The following is a 23,448-nucleotide window of genomic DNA, read 5'->3' as shown; positions in this document are numbered from 1 at the left end:
CTAGGCAGAATGACTTATTAAATCGACCATGATAGGTATTTTACATGGATAATAAGCCCCAGACAGTCGAATTGGACGAGTTTGACCGCCGGATCATAGCCGCTTTGGTCGACGACGGACGCATGACCGTGACCGATCTTGCTGCTTTTGTTGGCCTTTCCAAGACACCTTGTCAGGTGCGGCTGAAACGATTGCAGGAGGCCGGCGTCATTCGCGGCTTTCGCGCCATGGTCGATCCCGCAAAGCTGGGCATGGACCATATCGCCTTTACCGAAGTGAAGCTGTCCGACACGCGCGAAGCGGCGCTGCGGGAATTTAACGCAGCGGTGCGGCGCATCCCGGAGGTGGAGGAATGTCATATGCTGGCCAGCAATTTCGACTATTTGCTCAAGGTCCGCACCGCCGACATCCGCCGTTATCGCGCGGTGCTGGGCGAAAAGATCAGCGCCCTGCCCCATGTCGCCAGCACATCCACCTTCGTCGCGATGGAAACCGTGCTGGAGGCCGGGCACAGACGAGTCCGGGGTAAGTAACATCGTCCGTTCGTTTCGAGCGAAGTCGAGAAACATGAAGCGCGGCCCTAGCCGCTTCTCGACTTCGCTCGAAGCGAACGGAGGCGAGTTTAGTCGAACAGCGAGAGTTGCACCGCCTCCCCCATGGCGCGATAGCCCTTTGGCGAGGGATGCAGCGCGTCGCCGCCATCATAGGCGGGCAGCAATCGGTCGGGACGCGCCGGATCGCGGGTCACATGGTCGAAATCGATCACTGCGTCGAAGTTGCCCTGCGTCCTGATCCATATGTTCACGGCCTGCCGGTCCGCCTCATTGTGCGCATCGGCATGATAATAATCATTGCCGACAAAGGGCATGATGGTCGCGCCGATCACCTTGATCCCCTTTGCATGGGCGCGGGCGATGATCTGGCGATAGGCGCCGATGATGCGGGCGACATGGGCGCGGTGTGCCTCTTCGCTCACCGGCGCGTCCCGGGTCAGCGTGCCCAGATCATTGATTCCTTCCAACAGGATGAGGTGGCTGACGCCCGGTTGGGCCAGCACGTCGCGGTCGAGACGCGCCAGCGCATTGGGACCAAGTCCGTCGTTCAGCAGCCGATTGCCGCCAATCCCCTGATTGACGATGGCGACATCGCGATGCTTCGGATCAGCCTGAAGCCGCCGGGCCAGCACATCGGTCCAGCGGTCATTGCCGTTGGTGGTCGATCCCTTGCCATCGGTGATGGAATCGCCCAGCGCCACGATCAGCTTGGCCGGCGCACAGCGTTCGACTTCCAGGGCAGCGAGGTTGAACCAGTGATCGAAACTGGCCGCCCCTGCCATCGCTTCATCGGTCAGATGATTACCGGGCAGGTGCCAGGATGTGGCGCGCGAACCGGGATGCGATGTTTGTTCAGGCTCGCCATCATAGCGGATGGAGATGGCGATATTCTCCAGCGCCTTTGTCGGCAGCGACACCGGATCGGACAGATAATCGGCGCCAGCGGGAATGACGACTTCAGGCGCGCCGTCGAAGCGAAGAGAAATCAGCGTGCCGGGATTGACCGATGCGTCGGCCGGTCCCAGTGCGCGCGCGATGCTGGCCCCGGCGATCCGCAGCGGCTTCGTGCCCGCCAGGTTGGAGAAACGCACCCGCAGTCGGTCGCCCGAAACCGAAGGGCGCACAATCTGGCGCAATGTCCGGTCGGTCAGCGTGCCGGCGGGCAGTTCCGCGTCGCCGGTGGGGCGAAATTGCGCGGACGCCCAGCCCGCCACCCATGCGGGTGTGCAGGTCTTCGCCGCAACCGGGGTTGCCGTCAACAAGGCGATCGGCAGGATCAAAGGGGCCAGCCGGTACATCATCGTCATGCTTCTTCCCGAACAGTCTGCGCTGTTCAATCCGTCAAAAGAAAAGGGCCGGCGTTGCGGCCGGCCCTGTCAGTGGTTTCCTGGGAGAGGATCAGAAGTTCGCGCGGATGCCAGCCAGCACCGTCACCCCCGGATAATAGACCGAATAGGCAGCATTATCATATTCGAAGGTGGTGCGGATTGGCTCGTTGGTGATGTTGAGCACATCCGCGGTCAGGCGCAGCGCCTTGTTGAAGAAGGGCAACTGATAGCCAGCCGACATGTCGAGCTGGCCACGGGCGTCGGCCTTCAGGTCAGCGCCGGTAATGCCGTTCTGCGGACCGTTGAGCGCGATCGACTTGCTGTTCCAGACATAGTTCAGGCTGATCGACACAGGGCCATTTTCGTAGAAGCCCTGAAGATTATAGCTATATTTCGAGACGCCTTCGGCCACCAGACCCGAGGAGGAGGACTGGTCGAGCAGCGTGCCGTTCGCCGAGAAGCCCAGGCCCTTCACCAGGAAGTCGAGCGGCTGGACCCAGGTGCCTTCGATGCCCTTGATCCTCAGATCAGACAGGTTGACCGGACGGTTGACGGTGATGATCTGGTTGGCGATCGGCACGCCGGGACGGCCCGGCAGATCCAGCGCGCGGTCGTCCATCGCTGCCTTTTGCGGCGCCGACAGGCTTTCATAGGGAATGTTCAGCGTGCCGAAGGCGACCTGCTGGCCCAGCGTGGTGGTGAAGCCCTGCACATTCTTCACGAAGGCGGTCAGGCCGACATAGCCGATGCCACCGGTGTAGATTTCACCACCGATGTCATAATTGTCCGACGTATAGGGTTTCAGGTCCGGGTTGCCCGCATTGGCCACCAGCGCCGACGGGTCGGAGAAGGTGATGCCCGGCAGGATCTGGCCCGCGTCAGGCCGCGTCATGGTGCGCGACGCCGATGCACGCAGCCGGATGTTTTCCGCGACGTCATAGGTCAGGTTGATCGATGGCAGGAAATTCTCATATTTCGATGCCGACGTGATGTCGATGATCGCCGCGCCGACCTGGCTCGGGCCAACAACGCGCTGGTTGGTGTGGGCATAGCGCATGCCGGCATTCACATGCAGGTCCTTGCCAGCAATCTGGGTCACGCCATTGACTTCGAAATAAGCGCCGAACACCTTTTCATTCATGTCGCCGGTCGCCCCGCCCGTCACCGCGCCGCGGGCTTCAGGTGCGCTGTCGACATAGCTGGCATAGTTGGTTGCCTGCTTGATCGCATCGAAATCAGGCGTGACGAAGCCCGCGACCGAATTGCCCATCAGATATTGGGCGATCTGGCTGTTGGTGATGGAGCCGGTCGCGCCGGTGCAACCAGCACCACAAACCGACAACTGATAGGCCGGGCTGTTGTCATAAGCGCGGATCGAGCGGATCGCCTGATCATAGGCGGCGCCGACCTTCACGTTCAGCATTTCATCGCCATAGGTGACGTCCAGATGCGCGCCCTTGGTCGTGGTGTTGCGACGGACCAGTTGCACATTCTGGCGATACCATTGCCAGCTGCCATTATTGGGATCGTTCAGGTCCAGATTGGTGGTGATCGACGGGTAATCGCCCTTGCCCTTATTGTCATAATATACATCGACGCCCGACTGCGGCGTGGTCTGGAACGCCCAGGTCGGCTGTTCGCGGAAGAAGCGGCTCTTGGAATAATTGCCGTTCAGTTCGACCTTCAGATTGTCCGCCGGTTCCCAGGTGACGCTGGGGTTGACGTTCCAGAACTTGGTCGTCTGCTTGAACAGGCTCGCTTCCAGGAAATAGGAGGAGTTGGCGAAGGTGCCGCTGGTGACGACGCCATTGTCATCGACGGTCAGGTCGATCGGGATCATGCCGCCGGTCGCCTGCGCGCTGCTGCCCGGGCCGCTGTTGCGCACCTGCCAGTTCATGTTGACCTTGCTGTAATCGCGTTCCGACTTGGCCCAGATGCCGTCCAGCGCGAAATGCAGTTCATCGCTGGGCCGCCACTCGAGCGAGGCCAGCGCCGAAATGCGCGAACGGGTGCCTTCGGTCAGGCTTTCACGGCCCAGACGCGGCAGCAGCGCGGTGCTGAGTTCCGAACGGGTGAGGCCGGATGTCGCTACCACATCGACCGGATCGCCAGCGGTCAGGCCATGGCCGGCATTGCGCGGCACGACCGACGCCCAGGAGAAATTATTGCCGCCTGCGTCGCCGGTGCCCAGATTGCCGTCCGTCCAGCCGACCGTCTCGAAGCCCTTGATGCGGGTCTTGGTCTTCACGCCAGCAACGCCGACCAGGATGCCGAACGTGTCGGTGGTGTGGCTGGCGACGATCGCGCCGCGGGGGCTGATCTTGTCATTGGGGCTGGTATACTGGCCCTGCGCCACGACCGTGACATGCGTGCCCGGCTTGTCGAAGGGGCGCGCGTTGCGCAGGTTGACGGTGCCGGCGATGCCGCCTTCCAGCGTCGATGCCGTCGGGCTTTTGGCGAGGTCCAGGCGAGTGAAGAGTTCCGACGGGAAGAAGTCGAGATCGACTTCGCGGTTGGCGCTGCCGCCATTGGTGCCGCCATCCGACGCCACTTGAATCTGGGCGCCGTTCAGCAGCACCTTGGAGAAGCTGGGGCCAAGGCCGCGGATCGACACCTGCGTGCCTTCGCCATTATTGTCGCGCTTCAGGCGGACGCCCGGCATGCGGTTCAGCGTTTCGGCCAGGTTGGTAGCGGGCAGCTTGCCAATATCTTCGGCGAAGATGGAGTCGCCGAAAGCAACCGCATTTTTCTTGGCGTTGGTAGCGCTCTGCAACGATCCGCGAATGCCGGTCACGACGATGTCGGCGACTTCGCCTTCCTGGGGCGCGGCGGCTGCGGCATCTGCCTGCGGTGCGGCATCCTGCGCAAAAGCAGCCTGCGACAGGCACAGCGACCCGATCGCCGATGCGGCGAACAGCGCCATGCGAAAATCATGCGTGCGTGAAGACATGTGGTCCGTTCCTCTCCCTGAGCGCTGCCCCCGACTCTCCGGTGGGCCAAACTGGTAGCGCTATCACTTAGGCTTCAATAAACGCCGCATCCTGATTGTCAAGATGCGGCGACAATGGAAATGGTAACGATATAGGTGTCTACGTTGTCATTGGCGGAAAGCCGCCAGTGCGCCCCTTGCCCCTTGCGTTTCCAGCACCGTCAGCCAGCGTGTCAACGCATCCGCCAGCAACGGGTTGCGCGCCAGTTCCGGCGGCACTACCGCGTCGAAAGCCAGAATGGCGGCAATGCGGGATCCGGGGCTGGCGGCGGATGCCAGCACATCCCCGATCCGGCCCGCCAACGGATCGTCGACCTGATGCGCCTGCCCCAGATCATCCTGCCCCGCCTGCCAGCGCACCCAGGCGGCGACAGCCAGCGCAAGGGCGTCAATCCCCTGCCCCGCCTCCAATCCGGCGGCGATGGTGGCCAGCAGTCGCTGCGGCAGCTTCTGCGATCCATCCATCGCTATCTGTCGCGTTCGATGTCTCAGCGTCGGATTATCGAACCGCGCCATCAGCTCCCGGCGATAGGCGGCGACATCCAGTTCGGCCGGCGGCGACAGGGTCGTTTCCGCCTCATCCCACAGACTTTCGACGAAATGACGCGCTTCGGGCAGGGCCAGCACTTCGTGGACATAATCAATCCCGGCAAGGCCGCCCAGATAGGCGATGCCGCTATGCGCGCCGTTGAGCAGGCGCAGCTTGGCTTCCTCCCATGGGGCGACGGCGGCCGTGACCTGCACCCCTGCCCCGAAATCAGGGCGCGGGCCGCAGAATTTATCCTCGATCACCCACTGGATGAATGGTTCGGTCTTGACCATCGCCTGATCTTCAACCCCGATGCGCCGGGTGAGTGCGACAATGTCGTCGGCCGTGGTAGCAGGCACGATGCGGTCGACCATGGTTTCGGGGAAGGCGCCCTCCTCCTCGATCCAGTCCGCCAGCGCCGGATCATGACGGCGCGCCAAAGCGATCACGGCAGCGCGAAGCCGGCTGCCATTGTGCGGCAGATTGTCACAGCTGATCGCAGTGAAGGGCGGCAGGCCGGCCGCCCGCCGCAACGCCAGCGCAGCGACCAGATAGCCCGGCGCAGTCTGCGGGCTTTCCAGCGAGGCGAGATCGGCGGCCAGTTGCGGATCGCTTTCGATCAGTGCGCCGGTCGCCGGGTCGAGCTTATAGCCCTTCTCCGTGACGGTCAGCGTGACGATATGCGTATCGGGCGACGCCAGCGCGGCCAGCAACGCCTGCGGCTCTTCCGGCGCGACGATGACCTGCTGCACCGCGCCGATCAGCCGCGCCTGCTCGGCCGCACCATCGCGCACCAGCATGGTGTAGAGGCCATCCTGCGGCGTCATCTGGTCGCGAACGGAGGGCGACCGCAGCGAAGCGGCAATGATGCCCCAGCGCAGATCGCCGGCATTGAGCGCATCATCAAACACCACCGCCTGATGCGCGCGGTGAAAAGCGCCGATGCCCAGATGGACGACGCCGCATGTCACGGCGGCGCGGTCATAGGCAGGGCGGATCACATCGGCAGGCAAATCCGCCAGCGTTTGCGAGGATAGTCGGCTCACAGCTTATAGGCCTGCTTGGCGAGGTCATAGGCCAGCGCGCGGGCCAGCTCGAACGCCTCATCCTCCTCGATCCGATGTTCGGCGACGAGCTGGGCCAGCCAGACGCAGTCCATCCGCCGCGCGACGTCATGACGCGCCGGGATCGACAGGAAGGCGCGGGTGTCGTCGTTGAAGCCGACCGTATTGTAGAAGCCGGCCGTCTCCGTCACCTGCTCGCGGAAGCGGCGCATCCCTTCGGGGCTGTCGTTGAACCACCAGGGCGGGCCAAGGCGCAGCACCGGATAATGGCCGGCCAGCGGCGCGAGTTCACGCGAATAGCTGGTTTCGTCCAGCGTGAAGAGGATCACCGACAGGCGCGGATCGGTGCCGAACGCATCGAGCAGCGGCTTCAGCGCATCGACATAGCTGGTCGCCATCGGAATATCGGCGCCCTTGTCGCGACCGAAGCGGGCCATGACACCGGCATTATGGTTGCGCCACACGCCCGGATGGATTTGCAGCACCATGCCATCGTCGATGCTCATGCGCGCCATTTCGGTCAGCATCTGGCCGCGGAACAATTCCGCCTCCGCTGGCGTGACCGGACCGGCCAGCACCTTGGCATAGAGCGCTTCGGCTTCGGCGCGGGACAGGTTGGCGGTCGCCGCGCTGGGATGGCCATGGTCGGTCGACGTAGCGCCCGCTTCCCGGAACCAGGCGCGGCGATTCTGATGCGCGCGCAGATAGCCGGCCCAGGTCGACACATCTTCGCCGCTGACCGCACCGAACTTCTCGATATTGCGATGGAAGCCGTCATGTTCGGGATCGATCACCGGATCGGGGCGATAGGCGGTGACGACGCGGCCGCTCCAGCCGGATTCGCGGATCGCGCGATGATGGTCCAGCGGGTCGAGCGGCCCTTCGGTCGTCGCGATCACTTCGATGTTGAACTGTTCGAACAGGGCGCGCGGGCGGAAAGCCGGAGTCTTCAGCGCGGCGTCGATCGTGTCATAATAAAGGTCGGCGGTCGCCGCTTCCAGCTGCACCTCCAGCCCGAAGACATCGGAAAACACCCAGTCCAGCCACATGCGCGAGGGCGTACCGCGGAACAGATGATAGCGTTCGGCCAGCAGACGCCAGATGGCGCGCGGATCGCTCGCGGTCGGGCTGCCATCCTTGGTCGGGATGCCCAGATCCTCCAGCTTCACGCCCTGACTGTAGAGCATGCGGAAGACATAATGGTCGGGGACGATCAGCAGGTCGGCCGGATTGGCGAAAGGCTCATCATAGGCGAACCAGCGCGGGTCGGTATGGCCGTGCGGGCTGATGATCGGCAGATCCTTGACCGACGCATGAAGGGCGCGGGCGATCGAACGGATGGTCGGGTCTGCCGGAAAGAGGCGATCGGGATGAAGATGCAAGGGTTTCGTCAAGATTCGACTCCACTGATACCGGTGTCAACAACCTGATAACGTGTTATGATCATATGAATAGTGCAAAGAGCGACTAGATAGGCGCAGGATGCGACGGCAAAGATCGGGCCATAGCTGCCGACGGTTTCCAGGATGACCCCGGCGAATTTCGCCATCAGCATCCCGCCGATCGCGCCGGCCAGACCACCCAACCCGACCACCGACCCGGCCATGCGGCGCGGGAAGACGTCCCCCGGCAGGGCGTAGAGATTGGCGGAAAAGCCCTGATGCCCGGCGCAGGCCAGACCAATCAGGCCCACGGCAACCCACATATTGGGCGCATGGGTGGCGAAGGCGATCGGCACGGCGCAGAGCGCGGCGAGGAACATCGCCGTCTTGCGCGCGCGATTGACGCTCCAGCCACGGCCCATGAAGCGCGAGGAGGCCCAGCCGCCCGCGATCGATCCGACGTCCGCCAGCAGATAGACGGCGATCAGCGGCGGACCGAAATCCAGCATCTTGACGCCATATTGCTTGTTGAAGAAATCGGGCAGCCAGAAGAGGAAGGTCCACCAGACCGGATCGATCATGAAGCGACCCGCCATATAGGCCCAGGTCTGGCGATAGCCGAACAGGGTCAGCCATTTGACAGGGCGATGCTGTTCCACCGGATCGGTTTCGATCCAGGCCAGTTCTTCGCGGGACAGCCCCTTCTTGTCGCGCGGGCGGCGATAGAAGATCAGCCAGGCGGCCAGCCAGAAGACGGTCAGCAGGCCGGTCAGGATGAAGGCCCAGCGCCAGCCCAGCGTCACGGCAATGATCGGCACCACCAAAGGCGTCAGGATCGCGCCGACATTGGACCCGGCGTTGAAGATGCCGATGGCGAGCGCCCGCTCCTTCTTGGGGAACCATTCATTGGTCGCGGCGATGGCGGCGGGGAATGTCCCAGCCTCCCCGATGGCCAGCGGAATGCGCGCGAGCAGCATCCCGGCGGTCGAGGTGAAGAAGATGTGCGCGACATGGCCGATCGTCCACAGCGTGACGGCGAGCGCATAGCCCGCCCGCGCGCCGATCCGGTCGATCAGTCGCCCGAAGACGACATAGGCAATGCCGTAACCCGCCTGAAACCAGATGGCGAGACTGGCATAGCCGCTCTCGCTCCAGCCATAACGAGCCTGAAGATCGGGCTTCAACGTCGGCAGAACGAGCCGGTCGATATAGCTCAGCACCACCGCCGCAAACAGCAGGCCGCAGACGATCCAGCGGACCTTTCCTGACGGTTTTGCCGGGCCGGAGGTTTTGGGCACTGAGAGTTTGGGGATGGCGTTCATATCCCTCTCCTTTCAGGAGAGGGAAGGGGCCCGCGGCCGCAGGCCGTGGGAAGGGTGAGGAAGGGGTGCAGATCGCCCTCACCCTCCCGCCGCTGCGCGGCTCCTTCTCTCTCTCGTTGGGAGAGGGACAGTAGGCCCAGCATAGCCATCACCAGTTGAACATGGTGCCGTCTTCCAGCCGGTTCACCGGCAGGAAGGCGCGATTATATTCGTACTTGGCGGCCAGTTCCTCGTCGATGTCGACGCCCAGACCCGGCGCTTCGCCCGGATGCATCGCGCCATTCTCGAACGTGTAGGCATGCGGGAAGACAGCGTCAGTTTCCGCCGTGTGGCGCATATATTCCTGCACGCCGAAATTGGGCACGCTCAGGTCGAAGTGGAGCGCAGCCGCCATGCAGACCGGCGACAGATCCGTCGCGCCGTGGCAGCCGGTGCGCACCTGATAGAGATCGGCCAGATTGGCGATCTTGCGCAGATGGCTGATGCCGCCGGCATGGACCACGGTGGCGCGGATATAGTCGATCAGCTGGTTTTCGATCAGTTCGCGACAGTCGTGGATCGAGTTGAAAATCTCGCCCACGGCCAGCGGCGTCGTGGTGTGCTGGCGGATCAGCTTGAACGCTTCCTGATTTTCCGCCGGGGTGGCGTCTTCCAGCCAGAAGGGACGGTACTGCTCCAGATCCTTGCCGAGGCGACCGGCCTCGATCGGCGTCAGGCGGTGATGGATGTCGTGGAGCAGATGCACGTCCCAGCCCAGCGCCTCACGCGCGGCCTTGAACAGTTCGGGAACGACGCGCAGATACTTACTCGTGTTCCACACATTTTCCGTCGGCAGGTCGGCGTCGGCGGGTTCGTAGAAATATTTGTCCTTCGACACGCCATAGGTGCTGGCCATGCCCGGCACGCCGCACTGGATGCGGATCGCCTTATACCCCTGCGCCTGATATTCCAGCGCGACCTTGACCGTATCCTCGATCGTGGTGCCATTGGCATGGCCATAGACCATGACGCTTTCACGGCTGGCGCCGCCCAGCAACTGATAGACCGGCAGACCGGCCAGCTTGCCCTTGATATCCCACAGCGCGGTGTCGACGGCGGCGATCGCCGACATGGTCACCGGGCCGCGACGCCAATAGGCGCCCTTGTAGAGATACTGCCAGATATCCTCGATCCGGTGCGCGTCCCGGCCGATCAGGCAGGGAATGACATGGTCTTGCAAATAGCTGGCGACCGACAGTTCGCGGCCGTTGAGCGTGGCGTCGCCCAGACCGTAAACGCCGTCTTCGGTGATGATCTTCAAGGTGACGAAGTTGCGGCCGGGGCAGGTGACGATAACCTTGGCATCAATAATCTTGGGCATTTTGGCGGTCCTGTTCAGATGATTTCGAGCGTGACGGTCTGGAGATTCTGGCTGTCGGGTCCGACCATGATGTCGAACAGGCCGGGTTCGACCACTTCTTCCATGTCGAGATTCCACAGAGTGAAGGCGTCGGGGCCGAGCGGGATGCGCACCGTCCTCGTTTCACCCGGCGCGAGCGTGACGCGTTCGAAGCCCTTCAATTCCTTGATCGGGCGAGTGACGCTGGCTTGCTTGTCATGGACATAGACTTGCACGACCTCGTCGCCTGCCCGCTGGCCGACATTGCGCACATCGACTTCGACGGTCACATTGCCGCCTGCGCCGATGCGGGGCGACGAAAGTCGTGGTTTTCCAATTTCGAACTGCGTGTAGCTGAGACCGTAGCCAAACGGGAAGAGCGGCGAAATATCCTCGAACACATAACCGCGCCGGGCGCTGGGCTTGCGGTTGTAGAAGATCGGAATCTGCCCCGCATCGCGCGCGACGGTGACGGGCAGTTTCGCGCCGGGATTGACGGCGCCAAACAGGATGTCGGCCATGGCGGTGCCGCCTTCCTGCCCCGGATACCAGCATTCCAGCAGCGCGTTGCTGCCTTCGACCACGGCGGGGTAGCTGGGCGGACGACCGTTGATGGCGCAGACCACCACCGGCTTGCCGGTCGCCTTCATCGCGGCAAACAACTCATTCTGTTCGCCGACAAGATCAAGGCTGGTGCGGTCGCCCAGATGGTTCTTGGCGAAACCTTCCCGGCTGGTCTGTTCGGTGTCGCCGATGGCGAGCAGGATGATGTCCGCGCCCTTCGCAACCCCGATCGCTTCGGCGATCAACTGGCGGTTCTTGGCGGGATCAGCCAGATAGACTTCATCGACCGAACGATCCTCGCTCTGGGTGATGAAGACGCCCTGCGCATGGACGACCTCCGCCTTGCCCTTGAGCTTGGCCTGCACCCCTTCCAGCAGCGACACATCCTGACGCGGGATCGAGGAATAGCCGCCCAGCCGCGCGATGGCGGCATTGGGACCGATCACCGCGACCCGCTTGTGCGCGCCGGGGGCGAGCGGCAGCGTGCCGTCATTCTTGAGCAGCGCGATCGATTTATGCGCCGCCTTCAATGCCAGCGCGCGGGCTTCGGCATTGCCGGTCAGCGCGTCATAGTCGCGCCGCGGCCAGGGATTTTCGAACAGGCCCGCGCGGAACTTGAGCGTCAACATGCGCGTGCAGGCGATGTCGACCGCTTCGAGGGGCACCTTGCCCGCGCGGACCTGTTCCACGAGCGTCCGATAGGTCTGGCCATCGGGCAACTCGCAATCGACACCGGCACGGAGGGCGGCGCGGGCCGATGCCTCCGGGTCGGGCTGAACATGGTGGATGGTGTCGAGTTCGTGGACCGCGCCATAATCGCTGACCACCGCACCGTCGAAATGCCATTCGCCGCGCAATATGTCACCGAGCAGCCATTTATTCTGGTGCGACGGCACGCCGTCAATCTCATTGTAGGAGGGCATGACGGCGGCGATGCCGGTGCGCTTCACCACCTGACGGAAGGGCGGGAAGAAATTCTCCCTCAACTCGCGCTGGCTGATCGGCGCGGGCGCGATATTCTCGCCGCTCTGCGGCTGGCCGTGGCCGGTCATATGCTTGAGCGTGGCCATGACCTTGTCAGGGCCGATCTGCTTGCTCTCCCCTTGCAGGCCGAGCACCGCCGCGACGCCCATTTCGCCGCACAGATAGGGATCTTCGCCAAAGGTTTCCTCGATCCGGCCCCAGCGCGGGTCGCGGGCGATATCCACCACCGGCGACAGCGCCAGATGAACCCCGCGCGCACGGACTTCGCGGGCGATGACAGACTGGACTTGCTGCATCAGGTCGCGGTCGAACGCCCCGGCCATACCGATAGCCATGGGGAACATGGTGGCGTCGGTCGCCATATAGCCATGGAGGGATTCTTCGTGGAACAGGACCGGGATGCCCAGCCGCGTCTCCTCGATCGCCCATTTCTGGACGGCGGTGACGAAGGCGACCGTGTCCGCCGGGGTGCGCCAGCGCGCGCCGACGCCGCCCGCCTGCGTCGAGCCATTGGGCGCGCCGCGCCGATCCGAAGGCCGGGTGATCTGACCGAAGCTCTGGGGATAGGCTTTGCTCGCCTTGGCTGGCGAGAAGGTCAGGTCGTCCATGATATCCGCCTTGGTCGCCCAGAGCGCGATGATCTGGCCGACCTTCTCCTCCAGCGTCATGCGGCCCAGCAGGTCGCGCACGCGCAGGTCGATGGGGGCGGACGCATCCTTGTAGAGCGGGCCGTCCGCCTTCTTCGCGAAGGCAGGCGTGACGACCGCGAAGGAGGTCGAGGCAAGCAGGCCGAGCGCCTGACGACGGGCGAAAGTCCCCATCATTGCACCGTCAGCGTGGCGGACTTGAGCGCGACCGAGCTGTTGCCGGTCATGATCTCGAAATCGCCCGGTTCGACGACACGCTCCATATGGTCGTTCCACATCTGGAGGCTTTCGGGACTGATGGTGAAGCTGACCGTGCGGGTTTCGCCGGGCTTGAGCGTGACGCGCTGGAAACCCTTCAACTCCTTGATCGGCCGCGTAACGGAACTGACCTTGTCGCGGATGTAAAGCTGGACGACCTCATCGCCCTCCCGCGCGCCGGTGTTGCGGACATCGACCGAGACAGTCGTCTTGCCGCCGGTGCCGATGCGGGTCGCCGCCAAACGCGGGGCCGACAGGTCGAACGTCGTGTAGCTGAGGCCGAAACCGAACGGATAAAGCGGATCGGTGGTGTCGAACAAATAGCCGCGACGCGCCGAGGGCTTGGCATTGTAGAACATCGGCAGTTGACCGACCGAGCGGGGCACGGTGACGGGCAGTTTCGCGCCGGGGTTCACATCGCCGAACAGCACGTCGGCGACGGCATTGCCGCCCTGCTCGCCCAGATACCAGCCTTCCAGGATGGCGTTGGCCTGCTCGCTGACCTTGACGGTCGAGGCCGGACGGCCGTTGATCAGGACGACGGTGATCGGCTTGCCGAGCGCCTTCAAGGCATCGAACAATTCCTGCTGCTCACCCACCAGATCGAGCGACGGGCGGTCGCCCAGATGATTGTCGGCCCAGCCTTCGCGGCTCGACTGTTCGGTGTCGCCCAGCGTCAGGACGATGCGATCGACAGTCTTCGCCGCTTCCACCGCCTGCGCGATCAGCTTGCGATTCTCCGCCGGGTCGGACTTGGTGACGCTGTCCGCCCACCAGTCGTCATCCTCGGTGATCTTCACACCCTGCGCGAAGACGATGTTCGCTTTGCTACCGACCTTCGCCTTGATCCCGTCGAGGATCGACACCGTATGCGGCGGCTGGCCATAATAGCCGCCCAGCCGCGCCACGGCGGCGCTCGGGCCGATGACGGCGATCGTGCCTTCGGGCTTCAGCGGCAGCATGCCGTCATTCTTGAGCAGGGTGATGGAGCGCTGCGCCGCCTTCAAAGCGAGAGCGCGGGCGTCTGCATTATTGGTGATCTTTTCCGATGCGGCGGCGTCGGCATAGGGATGCTCGAACAGGCCGGCGCGGAACTTCAGCTCCAGCATGCGGCGAGTGGCGAGATCGACCTTCGCCTCGCTGACCTTGCCTTCGCGCACCAGCTTGCCCAGCGTCGCGTAGGACAGGCCATCGGGCAGGTCTGCGTCGACGCCGGCGTCCAGCGCGCGCATCGCGGCCTCTTCCAGATTGGCGGCGATATGGTGGATGCTCATCAACTGGTCGACCGCCGAATAGTCGGAGACGACCGCGCCCTTGAAACCCCATTCCTCGCGCAGAACATCTTCCAGCAGCCAGCGATTGGCATGGCTGGGGACGCCATCGATTTCATTGTAGGAGGCCATGACGGCTTCGATGCCGGTGCGCTTCACCACCTGTTCGAAGGGCGGGAAGAAATTCTCGCGCAACTCGCGTTCGCTGACCGGCGCGGGGCCGACATTGGTGCCGCTTTCGGGCTGGCCATGGCCGGTCAGATGCTTGAGCGTGGCGAACACCTTGCCGTCGCGCAAATTGCGTTCGCGGCCCACGCCTTGCAGGCCCTCGACCGCGGCGACGCCCATTTCGCCGACCAGATAGGGATCTTCGCCATAGGTTTCCTCGATCCGGCCCCAGCGCGGATCACGCGCGATGTCCACCACCGGCGACAGCACCATCGGCACGCCGCGCGAACGGATTTCGCGCGCGATCACGCTGTTCACATCGCGCAGCATATCCGTGTCGAAAGAGGAGGCCATGGCGATCGACTGGGGGAAGCTGGTCGCGCCGACGGCCGCATAGCCATGCAGCCCCTCCTCATGGAAGAGGATCGGAATGCCGAGCCGCGTCTGCGTCGTCGCCCATTTTTGCAGGGCGTTGACCAGCGCGACCGTCTGGCGCGGGTTGCGTCCCGGTGCGACCCGAGGACTCACGGACGCTTTTGCGTCCGATGGGCGAGTAAAATGACCCAGACCATTGGGATATTGGGCGGCCAGCTTTGCGGGATCGAGCTGAAGCTGGTCATCGAAAATCTTGACCTTGTCGAGCCAGACGGTGGTGATCTGGGCGATCTTTTCATCCAGCGTCATGCGCGAAAGAAGATCGTCGACACGCGCTTCGATCGGCGCGCTGGCATCCTTGTAGACCACATTGGCCGACGCGCTGGTCGCGGGCGCAGCCTGAACAGGCGCCGTGGGCAAGGCGATACAGAAGGCCAGCGCCGATGCGGCGCACAGGATTTTGCTGGTTCTAATCACGAAGCCCCTCTCCATTTTTATGACGCGGCTATCTTTCCGCTTGCCGCGAGCAAACTGATAGCGTTACCATTAAGCCGACAAACGCACTTGTCAATGCCCGTCGAACCGGCTTTGACAATCAAGACACAAGGGAGAGGGAAGAGTGAGAGCGCGCCTGTTTTGCTGGATGATTGCCATGGCGGGCAGCAGCCTGTCGCCCGTAATGGCGCCTGCGGCGCGGGCCGAGGACGGCTATGATCTCTGGTTGCGCTATGCCCATGCGGATGCCCCGCGCAGCGCCGCGATTTCCGCCCATGCCACCGCCATCGTCGCCCCCGGAACAGGGCCGACGCTGACCATCGCAACCCAGGAATTGCAGCGCGCCGTTGCGGGCATGACCGGCACCACGCCCGCGCTGTCAGCAACAGTCCAGCAAGGTGCGCTCTGGTTGGCGACGCCCGCCTCCACCCCTGCCTTGCCGGTCAAGACGGACGGCCTGGGCAGTGAGGGCTATGCGATTCGCTCGACCATGATCGATGGCAAGGCGGTGACGCTGATCGCCGCGAACAGCGATGTGGGTCTGCTCCACGGCACCTATCACTGGCTGCGCCTCGCCCAGAGCGGCGAAAGCCTTGATGCGCTGGACATCCGCAGCGCGCCGAAAATCGGCCTGCGCCTGCTCAATCATTGGGATAATCTCAATGGCACGGTCGAGCGCGGCTATGCCGGGCAATCCATCTGGGACTGGTGGCGCCTGCCCGACTGGAAGGGGCCACGTTATTCCGACTACGCCCGCGCCAATGCCTCGATCGGCATCAACGGCACCGTCCTCAACAATGTGAATGCGAAGGCCGACAGCCTGACCGCACCCTATATCGCCAAGGCGGCGGCGCTGGCGGACGTGTTCCGCCCCTATGGCATCAAAGTCTATCTGTCGGTCAAATGGACCGCACCGATGGAACTGGATGGCCTCAAGACCGCCGATCCGCTCGATCCTGCCGTCGCCGCCTGGTGGAAGGCCAAGGCCGACGAAATCTACAAGGCGATTCCCGACTTCGGCGGCTTTCTGGTGAAGGCCAACAGCGAAGGCCAGCCGGGACCGCAGGATTATAACCGCACCCATGCCGATGGCGCGAACATGCTGGCGGCAGCGGTGAAGCCGCATGGTGGCATCGTGATGTGGCGCGCCTTCGTCTACGCGCACGATAATCCCGATGACCGCGCGAAACAGGCTTATACGGATTTCAAGCCGCTGGACGGCAAGTTCGCCGACAATGTCATCGTGCAGGTGAAGAATGGCGCGATCGACTTCCAGCCGCGCGAACCCTTCCATCCGCTGTTCGGCGCGATGCCCAAAACGCCGCTGATGATGGAATTCCAGATCACCAAGGAATATCTGGGCCAGTCGACGCACCTGACCTATCTCGGCCCGCTCTTCGAGGAGACGCTGGACGCCGATACCTTCGCCAAGGGCAAGGGATCGACGGTCGCGAAGGTGATCGACGGATCGCTGGAGGGCCACAAGCTGACCGGCATTGCTGGCGTCGCCAATATCGGCGTGGATCGCGACTGGAGCGGATCGATCTTCAATCAGGCCGACTGGTATGCCTTTGGCCGTCTGGCATGGGACACCAGCCTGTCAGCGGATGTCATCGCGAAGGAATGGGCGGAGATGACCTTCTCCCCCGATCCCAAGGTGGTGCAGCCAGTCGTGAAGATGATGATGGGATCGCGCGAGGCAGCGGTCGACTATATGACGCCGCTGGGCCTCGCCCATGTCATGGACACGGGTCATCATTATGGGCCGGGGCCTTGGGTGTCGGACCTCGCCCGCCCGGAATGGAACCCGGTCTATTATCATAAGGCGGACGCGAAAGGCATCGGCTTTGACCGGACGAAGAGCGGCAGCGACGCCGTGGGTCAATATGCGCCGCCAGTCGCGAAGCTGCTGGCCAGCGCAAAGACGACGCCGGAAAATGAATTGCTCTGGTTCCACCATCTGCCCTGGGACTATCGCCTGACGTCCGGCGACACGCTGTGGGATGGCCTCATCCATCATTATGATCGGGGCGTGAATTATGTCACCGAAATGCAGACGACATGGGCGTCGCTGAAACCCTATGTCGATGCGGAGCGCTTTGCCGAGACGGAAGCGTTCCTGACGATCCAGCATCGCGAAGCGCTGTGGTGGCGGGACGCCAGCATCGCCTATTTCCAGTCGGTGTCGAAACGCCCCCTGCCCGCCGGATCGGCCGCGCCCGCCCATGATCTCGACTGGTACAAGGCGCTTAAATTCCCCTATGCGCCGGGGCATAACTGATTTTTCGCTTCTATTCGAACGACTGATGCCGCTACCATTTCGGTAACGACATCAGTCGCTCCGCAAGAAGGGCCTGCCTTGACCGATACCCGATCTTCCCGCCGCCAGCGCAACGCCCCCACCATCAACGACGTCGCCCGCCATGCCGGCGTGTCGCCGATGACGGTGTCGCGGGTCATCAACGGCGAACAGGTGGTGCGGGCCGCCACACGGGAAAAGGTGGAGGCAGCGATCGCCGCGCTCAACTACGCCCCCAGCGCCGCCGCGCGCACCCTTGCCGGGGGTGAGGAAACGCGGGTTGGCCTGCTCTACTCCAACCCGTCCTCCTCTTATCTCAGCGAATTTCTGGTCGGCAGTCTGGATCAGGCGACCCGCAGCAGCGTGGACCTGGTGGTGGAAAAATGGGATGACGACACCTCGGTCGATGCGGTGGTCGCGCATTTGCAGCGCGGGCGCATCGACGGCGTAATCCTGCCGCCGCCGCTCTGCGACCTGCCCGAACTGGTGGACGCGCTGGACCGGGCGGGGATTCCGGCGGTGGCGGTGGCGACAGGGCGCGCGCCAGCCGATCTGGCCGCCGTCAGCATCGACGACCGGCATGCCGCCTATGAAATGACGCGCCACCTGATCGCACTGGGCCACGATCGGATCGGCTTCATCAAGGGCAATCCGAATCAGAGCGCCAGCAGCCGCCGTTTCGAAGGCTATGTCGCGGCGCTGCGCGAAGCCGGCCTGCCGGTGCAGGACGAACTGATCGCGCAGGGTTTCTTCACCTATCGGTCAGGGCTGGACGCCGCCGAACAGATATTGTCGTTGATCGATCCGCCGACGGCCATCTTCGCCAGCAATGACGATATGGCTGCGGCCACCGTGGCCATCGCGCATCGCACCGGGCTGGACGTACCGGGCGACCTGACCGTCTGCGGTTTCGACGATACCTCGCTCGCCACCACCATCTGGCCGGAACTCACCACCATCCGCCAGCCGATCAGCGCCATGGCGCGCGCGGCGGTGGAAGTGTTGGTGCGCCAGTTGAAGGGTCGCCGCAGCAGCGATGCGGCCGAACATCTGGTGCTGGACTATGAGCTGATCCGCCGCCAGTCGGACGCCGCACCGCGGATGCGGCCAAGAATGGGCGGGCGTTAAATTCAGAATCCGTTCGCTTCGAGCGTGTCGAGAAGCGGCTAGCGCAGCGCTACCGTTTCTCGACTTAGCCTGTCCTGAGCGACGCCGCAGGCGGCGTCGAAGGGCTCGAAGCGAACGGAGGTTGGCTTACGCCTCGCCGAACACGCGGGCGAAGATCGTGTCGACCTGCTTGAAATGATAGTCGAGGTTGAACTTTTCCTCGATCTGTTCGGCCGGCAGCGCCGCGGTGACGTCGGCATCGGCCTTCAGCAGCTCCAGCAGCGACAGCTGGCCATCCGATTCCCAGACCTTCATGGCGTTGCGCTGGACATAGCGATAGCTATCCTCGCGGCTGACGCCCGCCTGCGTCAGGGCCAGCAGCACGCGCTGCGAGTGGACGAGGCCGCCCATCTTGTCGAGATTCTTCATCATCCGCTCAGGATAGACGAGCAGTTTGTCGATCACGCCGGTCAGGCGGCCGAGTGCGAAGTCGAGCGTGATGGTTGCGTCGGGGCCGATATAGCGCTCGACCGACGAGTGGCTGATGTCGCGCTCATGCCACAGCGCCACATTCTCCATCGCCGGGATGGTCGCGCTGCGCACCATGCGCGCGAGGCCGGTGAGGTTTTCGGTCAGCACCGGGTTGCGCTTGTGCGGCATGGCGCTGCTGCCCTTCTGACCGGGCGAGAAATATTCCTCGGCTTCCAATACTTCGGTGCGCTGGAGATGGCGCACTTCCACGGCGAGACGCTCGATCGACGAGGCGATGACGCCCAGCGTGGCGAAGAACATGGCGTGGCGATCGCGCGGAATGACCTGCGTCGATACCGGCTCGATGGCCAGGCCCAGCTTGTCCGCGACATGCTCTTCGACGCGCGGGTCGATATTGGCGAAGGTGCCGACGGCGCCCGAAATGGCGCAGGTGGCGATTTCGGCGCGGGCAGCGATCAGCCGGGTCTTGCAACGCGAAAATTCGGCGTAGGCTTCCGCCATCTTGAGGCCGAACGTCACCGGCTCGGCATGGATGCCGTGGCTGCGGCCGATGGTCGGCGTCAGCTTATGTTCGAAGGCGCGACGCTTGATCACCTCCAGCAGCTTGTCGAGGTCTTCGATCAATATGTCGGATGCGCGGGCCAGCTGCACGGCAAGGCAGGTGTCCAGAACGTCGGAGCTGGTCATGCCCTGATGCATGAAGCGCGCTTCGTCGCCCACCTGCTCGGCAACCCAGGTCAGGAAGGCGATGACGTCATGCTTGGTGACGGCTTCGATCGCGTCAATCGCGGCAACGTCGATCGACGGGTTGGTCGCCCACCAGTCCCATAGCGCCTTGGCGGCCGAAGGCGGAACGACGCCCAGTTCTCCCAGTTTCTCGGTCGCATGCGCCTCGATCTCGAACCAGATCTTGAAGCGGGCTTCCGGCTCCCAGAGGGCGGTCATTGCGGGACGGGAATAGCGGGGGACCATGGGCGAATCCTGCGGCTGGAGGGTGGATATTGCCGCGCCGCCTAGCAGCCCCATGCCGCCCTAGCAAATGGCGAGGGCCATCCCCTGCCTGAAACAGTCAAGAAAAATAAAAAAGGATGAAGCGAGCGATATTTACAGACGAATGACACAAGATGAACAGATGTTAAGGAACAATAAGCGACGTCAACATTTGTTTCACCATGAATTTACGGCAGCCGCCCCGACATGCGGACATGCCAAAAAGCCGCTTTCAGGAGTTTTCGATGGTCCGCTCATTCTTGTTCACGGCTGCTCTGCTGGTCGCTGCGCCGGCTCTGGCGCAGCAGACGCCGACGCCCGATCCGGGGGCCATGCCCGCCGCGCCCGCCCAACCGGCCGCCCCGGCTGGTTCCGCGCAGCCGGCCGCACCGGCCAATCCCGCAACCACGGTGGCTTCGATCGTCGATAGTGAATTCCCCGCCTATGACGCCAATAGCGACGGGCAACTGGACCAGTCCGAATTTTCCCGCTGGATGGTCGCGCTCAAGACGCAGGAAATGAAGGCGACCGGATCGCAATTGCCGCAGGATCAGGTCATGGCCTGGGCCAATGGCGCTTTTTCCACGGCCGACAAGGATAAAAGCGCCAATATCAGCAAGCCCGAACTGATCAGCTATCTGAGTGGCGGCGCAGGATAACAGGCCGCTCATCACCGACCCCCAACATTTAAACGGGGGCGGACAATAGAGCCTGCCGGGTCGCGCCGGAGGGGCGGCATGGAGCGAAGGCCATGCCGCCCTTTTTTGCTTGCCGTTACCAGGCATTCTGCGCGAACCGCCACCGGACCGTTCTTTCAGGCCCGCCCGGTCAACGATCGAAGCGCCAGATCGTGATGCAATTAGATTGAACCGCACTACACTCTATAGAGTCTTTTGTTTTCCGCATTTTGCGAGCCGTCATCTGTTCCAGATGACTTCAAAATGCTCTAATATGAAGGAAGGATCAGCCCTTCTTGCGGGCGTAGAGCAGCGCCGCGACAATGGCGGCCGATCCAATCCCTACCGCGGTTCCCATCCATATTCCCTTGCCGGCCGATTTGCGCGCCGCGCTGGCCAGATCGGCCTTGCCGACGGAGGAATCGGCGTTCGCACCGGCGTCGGGGGTGAGGGAAGCGGTGGCGTCTGCGCCGATGGACGGCGCACTGTCTTCAGGCTTGCTCATGATTGGCCCGCTATGCCCCAAAGCCGGGTAGCGGAAAAGGGACAAGTCGCCCCACCCCTACGACTTTCCGCTTACGCGCCATTTGCGCAACACCCCTTGACTCTGCCCCGGTTCGATGTTGGTAGCGCTATCAATTTAACAACTGTCTTTTAGGAGTTAATGATGCCGGGCGAAATCTCCCTGCTCGATTGCCTGCCTGCCGACTGGCGCAGTGGCGCATTTCTTGGCCGCGTCCAGACCGCCGCCGGCCCCAGCCCCATATTGGTTGTCGAAGGCGTCGCCTATGATATGAGCCGGGTCGCGCCGACCGTGGCGCAACTGGTCGAACAATTGCCGCTCGCCGCCTCCGCCGGGGAAGCGCTTGGTCCGCTCGAAACGCTGGACCTCCCTCTGCTCAGCCCGGTCGACCTGCAATGCATCAAGGCCTGCGGCGTGACCTTCGCCCTGTCCGCGCTGGAACGCGTGATCGAAGAACGCGCGCGCGGCGACGCCAGCGCCGCCGCCGATATTCGCGGCCGTCTGGAGGAACGCGTGGGCGGATCGATCCGCGCCGTGGTGCCGGGCACGCCGGAAGCCGCTGCGCTCAAGGCCGCCCTGATCGAAGACGGCCTGTGGTCGCAATATCTGGAAGTCGCGATCGGCCCCGATGCCGAAGTCTTCACCAAGTCGCCGGTCCTCTCCACCGTCGGTCTGGGCGCGGAAATCGGCATCCGGTCCGATTCCACCTGGAACAACCCCGAGCCGGAAGTCGTGCTGGTGGTGAACGCCGCCGGCGCCGCGATCGGCGCGACGCTGGGCAATGACGTCAACCTGCGAGACTTTGAGGGACGCTCCGCCCTGTTGCTGGGCAAGGCGAAGGACAATAACGCCTCCTGCTCGCTTGGCCCGCTCATCCGCCTGTTCGACGGCGATTTCTCCATCGACGATGTCCGCAACGCGGAAGTCGGCCTGACCATCGACGGACCGGAAGGCTATCGTCTGGTAGGCGTCAGCAGCATGAACCAGATCAGCCGCGATCCGCTGGAACTGGTGCGCCAGACCCTTTCGGAACATCAATATCCCGACGGCTTCACCCTGTTCCTGGGCACCTTGTTCGCCCCTGTGCAGGATCGTGACGATCCGGGCCGGGGCTTCACCCACAAGGTGGGCGACATCGTCGCCATCTCCACCCCGCGTCTGGGCAAGCTGGTGAACAAGGTCGTCACGTCGAAGGACGCCGCGCCCTGGACCTTCGGCCTGACCGCCCTGATGACCAACCTCGCGACGCGCGGCCTGCTGACCGTAGCGGAAAAGGAAACCGCATGAGCCACGCCATCTACCCAAGCCTGAAGGGCAAGCGGGTCTTTATCAGTGGCGGCGGCAGCGGCATCGGCGAAGGACTGGTCGAGGCGTTCGTCGGTCAGGGCGCGCAAGTCGCCTTCTGCGACATCGCCGTCGAGGCGAGCGAAGCACTGGTCGCGCGGCTGTCCGGCGCGGACTTTGCGCCGGTCTTCCACGCCGTTGATCTGCGCGACATTGACGCCGTGCAGGCAATGCTGGCGACGGTCGAGCAGCAACTGGGCGGCATCGATATTTTGATCAATAATGCCGCCAATGACGATCGCCATACAATCGAAGAGGTGACGCCGGCCTATTGGGAAGAACGGATGGCGGTAAACCTGCGCCATTTGTTCTTCGCAGCGCAGGCGGTGGTCCCGGCGATGAAGCGCGCGGGTGGCGGCGTGATCCTGAATTTCGGATCGATCAGCTGGCACCTCGCCTTGCCCGATCTGGTGCTGTACCAGACATCGAAGGCTGCGATCGAAGGTCTGACCCGCAGTCTGGCGCGCGATCTTGGTCGCGACAATATCCGCGTCAACACCATCATCCCCGGCAATGTGAAGACGCTGCGGCAGGAAAAATGGTACACACCCGAAGGCGAAGCGGAAATCGTCGCGGCCCAGTGCCTGGATGGCCGCATCCTGCCTGTCGACGTCGCCGCGCTGGCGATGTTCCTGGCGTCGGACGATGCGCGCTACTGCACCGCGCATGACTATTTCATCGACGCTGGCTGGCGCTGAGATGCCTGCG

16 protein-coding genes are annotated in these 23,448 nt (G+C 63.3%); 6 read left to right on the top strand and 10 right to left on the bottom strand.

What is annotated here, in order from left to right:
- Nucleotides 1–44: 44 nt before the first annotated feature.
- A complete protein-coding gene (locus ACFOKF_RS07140) occupies nucleotides 45–533 on the top strand; it encodes an Lrp/AsnC family transcriptional regulator (protein ID WP_298399677.1) in 489 nt (162 codons plus the stop codon).
- A gap of 89 nt (nucleotides 534–622) precedes the next feature.
- Here the strand turns inward: ACFOKF_RS07140 and ACFOKF_RS07135 are convergent, their stop codons facing one another.
- From ACFOKF_RS07135 to ACFOKF_RS07100, 8 genes are all read right to left on the bottom strand, one after another.
- On the bottom strand, nucleotides 623–1,855 hold the full coding sequence (locus ACFOKF_RS07135) for an SGNH/GDSL hydrolase family protein (RefSeq protein WP_380797699.1): 1,233 nt from the start codon (nucleotides 1,853–1,855) through the stop codon (nucleotides 623–625).
- A 97-nt stretch (nucleotides 1,856–1,952) separates the two neighbouring features.
- A complete protein-coding gene (locus ACFOKF_RS07130) occupies nucleotides 1,953–4,832 on the bottom strand; it encodes a TonB-dependent receptor (RefSeq protein WP_380794386.1) in 2,880 nt (959 codons plus the stop codon).
- A 147-nt stretch (nucleotides 4,833–4,979) separates the two neighbouring features.
- Entirely contained in the window at nucleotides 4,980–6,446 is a 1,467-nt protein-coding gene (locus ACFOKF_RS07125) for a mannitol dehydrogenase family protein (RefSeq protein ID WP_380794383.1), read from the bottom strand.
- Nucleotides 6,443–7,858, bottom strand: a complete 1,416-nt coding sequence (uxaC, locus tag ACFOKF_RS07120; protein WP_380794380.1) for a glucuronate isomerase — start codon at nucleotides 7,856–7,858, stop codon at nucleotides 6,443–6,445. The genes ACFOKF_RS07125 and uxaC overlap by 4 nt, the downstream gene beginning before the upstream one ends.
- A complete protein-coding gene (locus ACFOKF_RS07115; protein WP_380794378.1) occupies nucleotides 7,855–9,168 on the bottom strand; it encodes an MFS transporter in 1,314 nt (437 codons plus the stop codon). The genes uxaC and ACFOKF_RS07115 overlap by 4 nt, the downstream gene beginning before the upstream one ends.
- A 148-nt stretch (nucleotides 9,169–9,316) precedes the next feature.
- Nucleotides 9,317–10,528, bottom strand: a complete 1,212-nt coding sequence (gene manD / locus ACFOKF_RS07110; RefSeq protein ID WP_380794376.1) for a D-mannonate dehydratase ManD — start codon at nucleotides 10,526–10,528, stop codon at nucleotides 9,317–9,319.
- A gap of 14 nt (nucleotides 10,529–10,542) precedes the next feature.
- Complete coding sequence (locus ACFOKF_RS07105; RefSeq protein WP_380797698.1) at nucleotides 10,543–12,915, bottom strand: glycoside hydrolase family 3 N-terminal domain-containing protein; 2,373 nt, start codon at nucleotides 12,913–12,915, stop codon at nucleotides 10,543–10,545.
- Nucleotides 12,915–15,290: a glycoside hydrolase family 3 N-terminal domain-containing protein gene (locus ACFOKF_RS07100; RefSeq protein ID WP_380794373.1), complete on the bottom strand. Its 2,376-nt coding sequence runs from the start codon at nucleotides 15,288–15,290 to the stop codon at nucleotides 12,915–12,917. The genes ACFOKF_RS07105 and ACFOKF_RS07100 overlap by 1 nt, the downstream gene beginning before the upstream one ends.
- Before the next feature lie 166 nt (nucleotides 15,291–15,456).
- Between ACFOKF_RS07100 and ACFOKF_RS07095 the strand changes: the two genes are divergently transcribed.
- Nucleotides 15,457–17,589, top strand: coding sequence for an alpha-glucuronidase family glycosyl hydrolase (locus ACFOKF_RS07095; protein WP_380797697.1), 2,133 nt, complete (start codon nucleotides 15,457–15,459; stop codon nucleotides 17,587–17,589).
- Nucleotides 17,590–17,667: 78 nt separating this feature from the next.
- Entirely contained in the window at nucleotides 17,668–18,735 is a 1,068-nt protein-coding gene (locus tag ACFOKF_RS07090; RefSeq protein WP_380794371.1) for a LacI family DNA-binding transcriptional regulator, read from the top strand.
- 126 nt (nucleotides 18,736–18,861) lie between these two features.
- Here ACFOKF_RS07090 and purB read toward each other — a convergent pair whose 3' ends face one another.
- Nucleotides 18,862–20,178 carry an adenylosuccinate lyase gene (purB, locus tag ACFOKF_RS07085; protein ID WP_380794369.1) on the bottom strand — a complete coding sequence of 439 codons (1,317 nt, stop codon included), beginning with the start codon at nucleotides 20,176–20,178 and terminating at the stop codon, nucleotides 18,862–18,864.
- A gap of 263 nt (nucleotides 20,179–20,441) precedes the next feature.
- Here purB and ACFOKF_RS07080 point away from each other — a divergent pair, with 263 nt between their 5' ends.
- Nucleotides 20,442–20,855 carry an EF-hand domain-containing protein gene (locus ACFOKF_RS07080; protein ID WP_380794367.1) on the top strand — a complete coding sequence of 138 codons (414 nt, stop codon included), beginning with the start codon at nucleotides 20,442–20,444 and terminating at the stop codon, nucleotides 20,853–20,855.
- 304 nt (nucleotides 20,856–21,159) lie between these two features.
- On the opposite strand, the gene ACFOKF_RS07075 is transcribed toward ACFOKF_RS07080, so the two are convergent.
- Entirely contained in the window at nucleotides 21,160–21,378 is a 219-nt protein-coding gene (locus ACFOKF_RS07075) for a hypothetical protein (RefSeq protein ID WP_380794364.1), read from the bottom strand.
- A 162-nt stretch (nucleotides 21,379–21,540) separates the two neighbouring features.
- On the opposite strand from ACFOKF_RS07075, the gene ACFOKF_RS07070 reads away from it, so the two are divergent.
- Complete coding sequence (locus ACFOKF_RS07070) at nucleotides 21,541–22,683, top strand: fumarylacetoacetate hydrolase family protein (protein WP_380797695.1); 1,143 nt, start codon at nucleotides 21,541–21,543, stop codon at nucleotides 22,681–22,683.
- Nucleotides 22,680–23,438, top strand: coding sequence for an SDR family NAD(P)-dependent oxidoreductase (locus ACFOKF_RS07065; protein ID WP_380794361.1), 759 nt, complete (start codon nucleotides 22,680–22,682; stop codon nucleotides 23,436–23,438). The genes ACFOKF_RS07070 and ACFOKF_RS07065 overlap by 4 nt, the downstream gene beginning before the upstream one ends.
- The last annotated feature ends 10 nt before the right edge of the window (nucleotides 23,439–23,448 follow it).

The organism is Sphingobium rhizovicinum, assembly GCF_042647625.1.
In the GTDB taxonomy this organism is placed as follows: Bacteria; Pseudomonadota; Alphaproteobacteria; order Sphingomonadales; family Sphingomonadaceae; genus Sphingobium; species Sphingobium rhizovicinum.
This window is presented reverse-complemented; position numbering and strand designations above follow the sequence as displayed.

Bases quoted from the DNA above. Each gene is read 5' to 3' on its own strand.
- ACFOKF_RS07140 (WP_298399677.1), top strand. From the start codon at position 45: ATGGATAATAAGCCCCAGACAGTCGAATTGGACGAGTTTGACCGCCGG.
- ACFOKF_RS07135 (WP_380797699.1), bottom strand. From the start codon at position 1,855: ATGATGTACCGGCTGGCCCCTTTGATCCTGCCGATCGCCTTGTTGACG.
- ACFOKF_RS07130 (WP_380794386.1), bottom strand. From the start codon at position 4,832: ATGTCTTCACGCACGCATGATTTTCGCATGGCGCTGTTCGCCGCATCG.
- ACFOKF_RS07115 (WP_380794378.1), bottom strand. From the start codon at position 9,168: ATGAACGCCATCCCCAAACTCTCAGTGCCCAAAACCTCCGGCCCGGCA.
- manD (WP_380794376.1), bottom strand. From the start codon at position 10,528: ATGCCCAAGATTATTGATGCCAAGGTTATCGTCACCTGCCCCGGCCGC.
- ACFOKF_RS07105 (WP_380797698.1), bottom strand. From the start codon at position 12,915: ATGGGGACTTTCGCCCGTCGTCAGGCGCTCGGCCTGCTTGCCTCGACC.
- ACFOKF_RS07095 (WP_380797697.1), top strand. From the start codon at position 15,457: ATGATTGCCATGGCGGGCAGCAGCCTGTCGCCCGTAATGGCGCCTGCG.
- purB (WP_380794369.1), bottom strand. From the start codon at position 20,178: ATGGTCCCCCGCTATTCCCGTCCCGCAATGACCGCCCTCTGGGAGCCG.
- ACFOKF_RS07080 (WP_380794367.1), top strand. From the start codon at position 20,442: ATGGTCCGCTCATTCTTGTTCACGGCTGCTCTGCTGGTCGCTGCGCCG.
- ACFOKF_RS07075 (WP_380794364.1), bottom strand. From the start codon at position 21,378: ATGAGCAAGCCTGAAGACAGTGCGCCGTCCATCGGCGCAGACGCCACC.
- ACFOKF_RS07070 (WP_380797695.1), top strand. From the start codon at position 21,541: ATGCCGGGCGAAATCTCCCTGCTCGATTGCCTGCCTGCCGACTGGCGC.
- ACFOKF_RS07065 (WP_380794361.1), top strand. From the start codon at position 22,680: ATGAGCCACGCCATCTACCCAAGCCTGAAGGGCAAGCGGGTCTTTATC.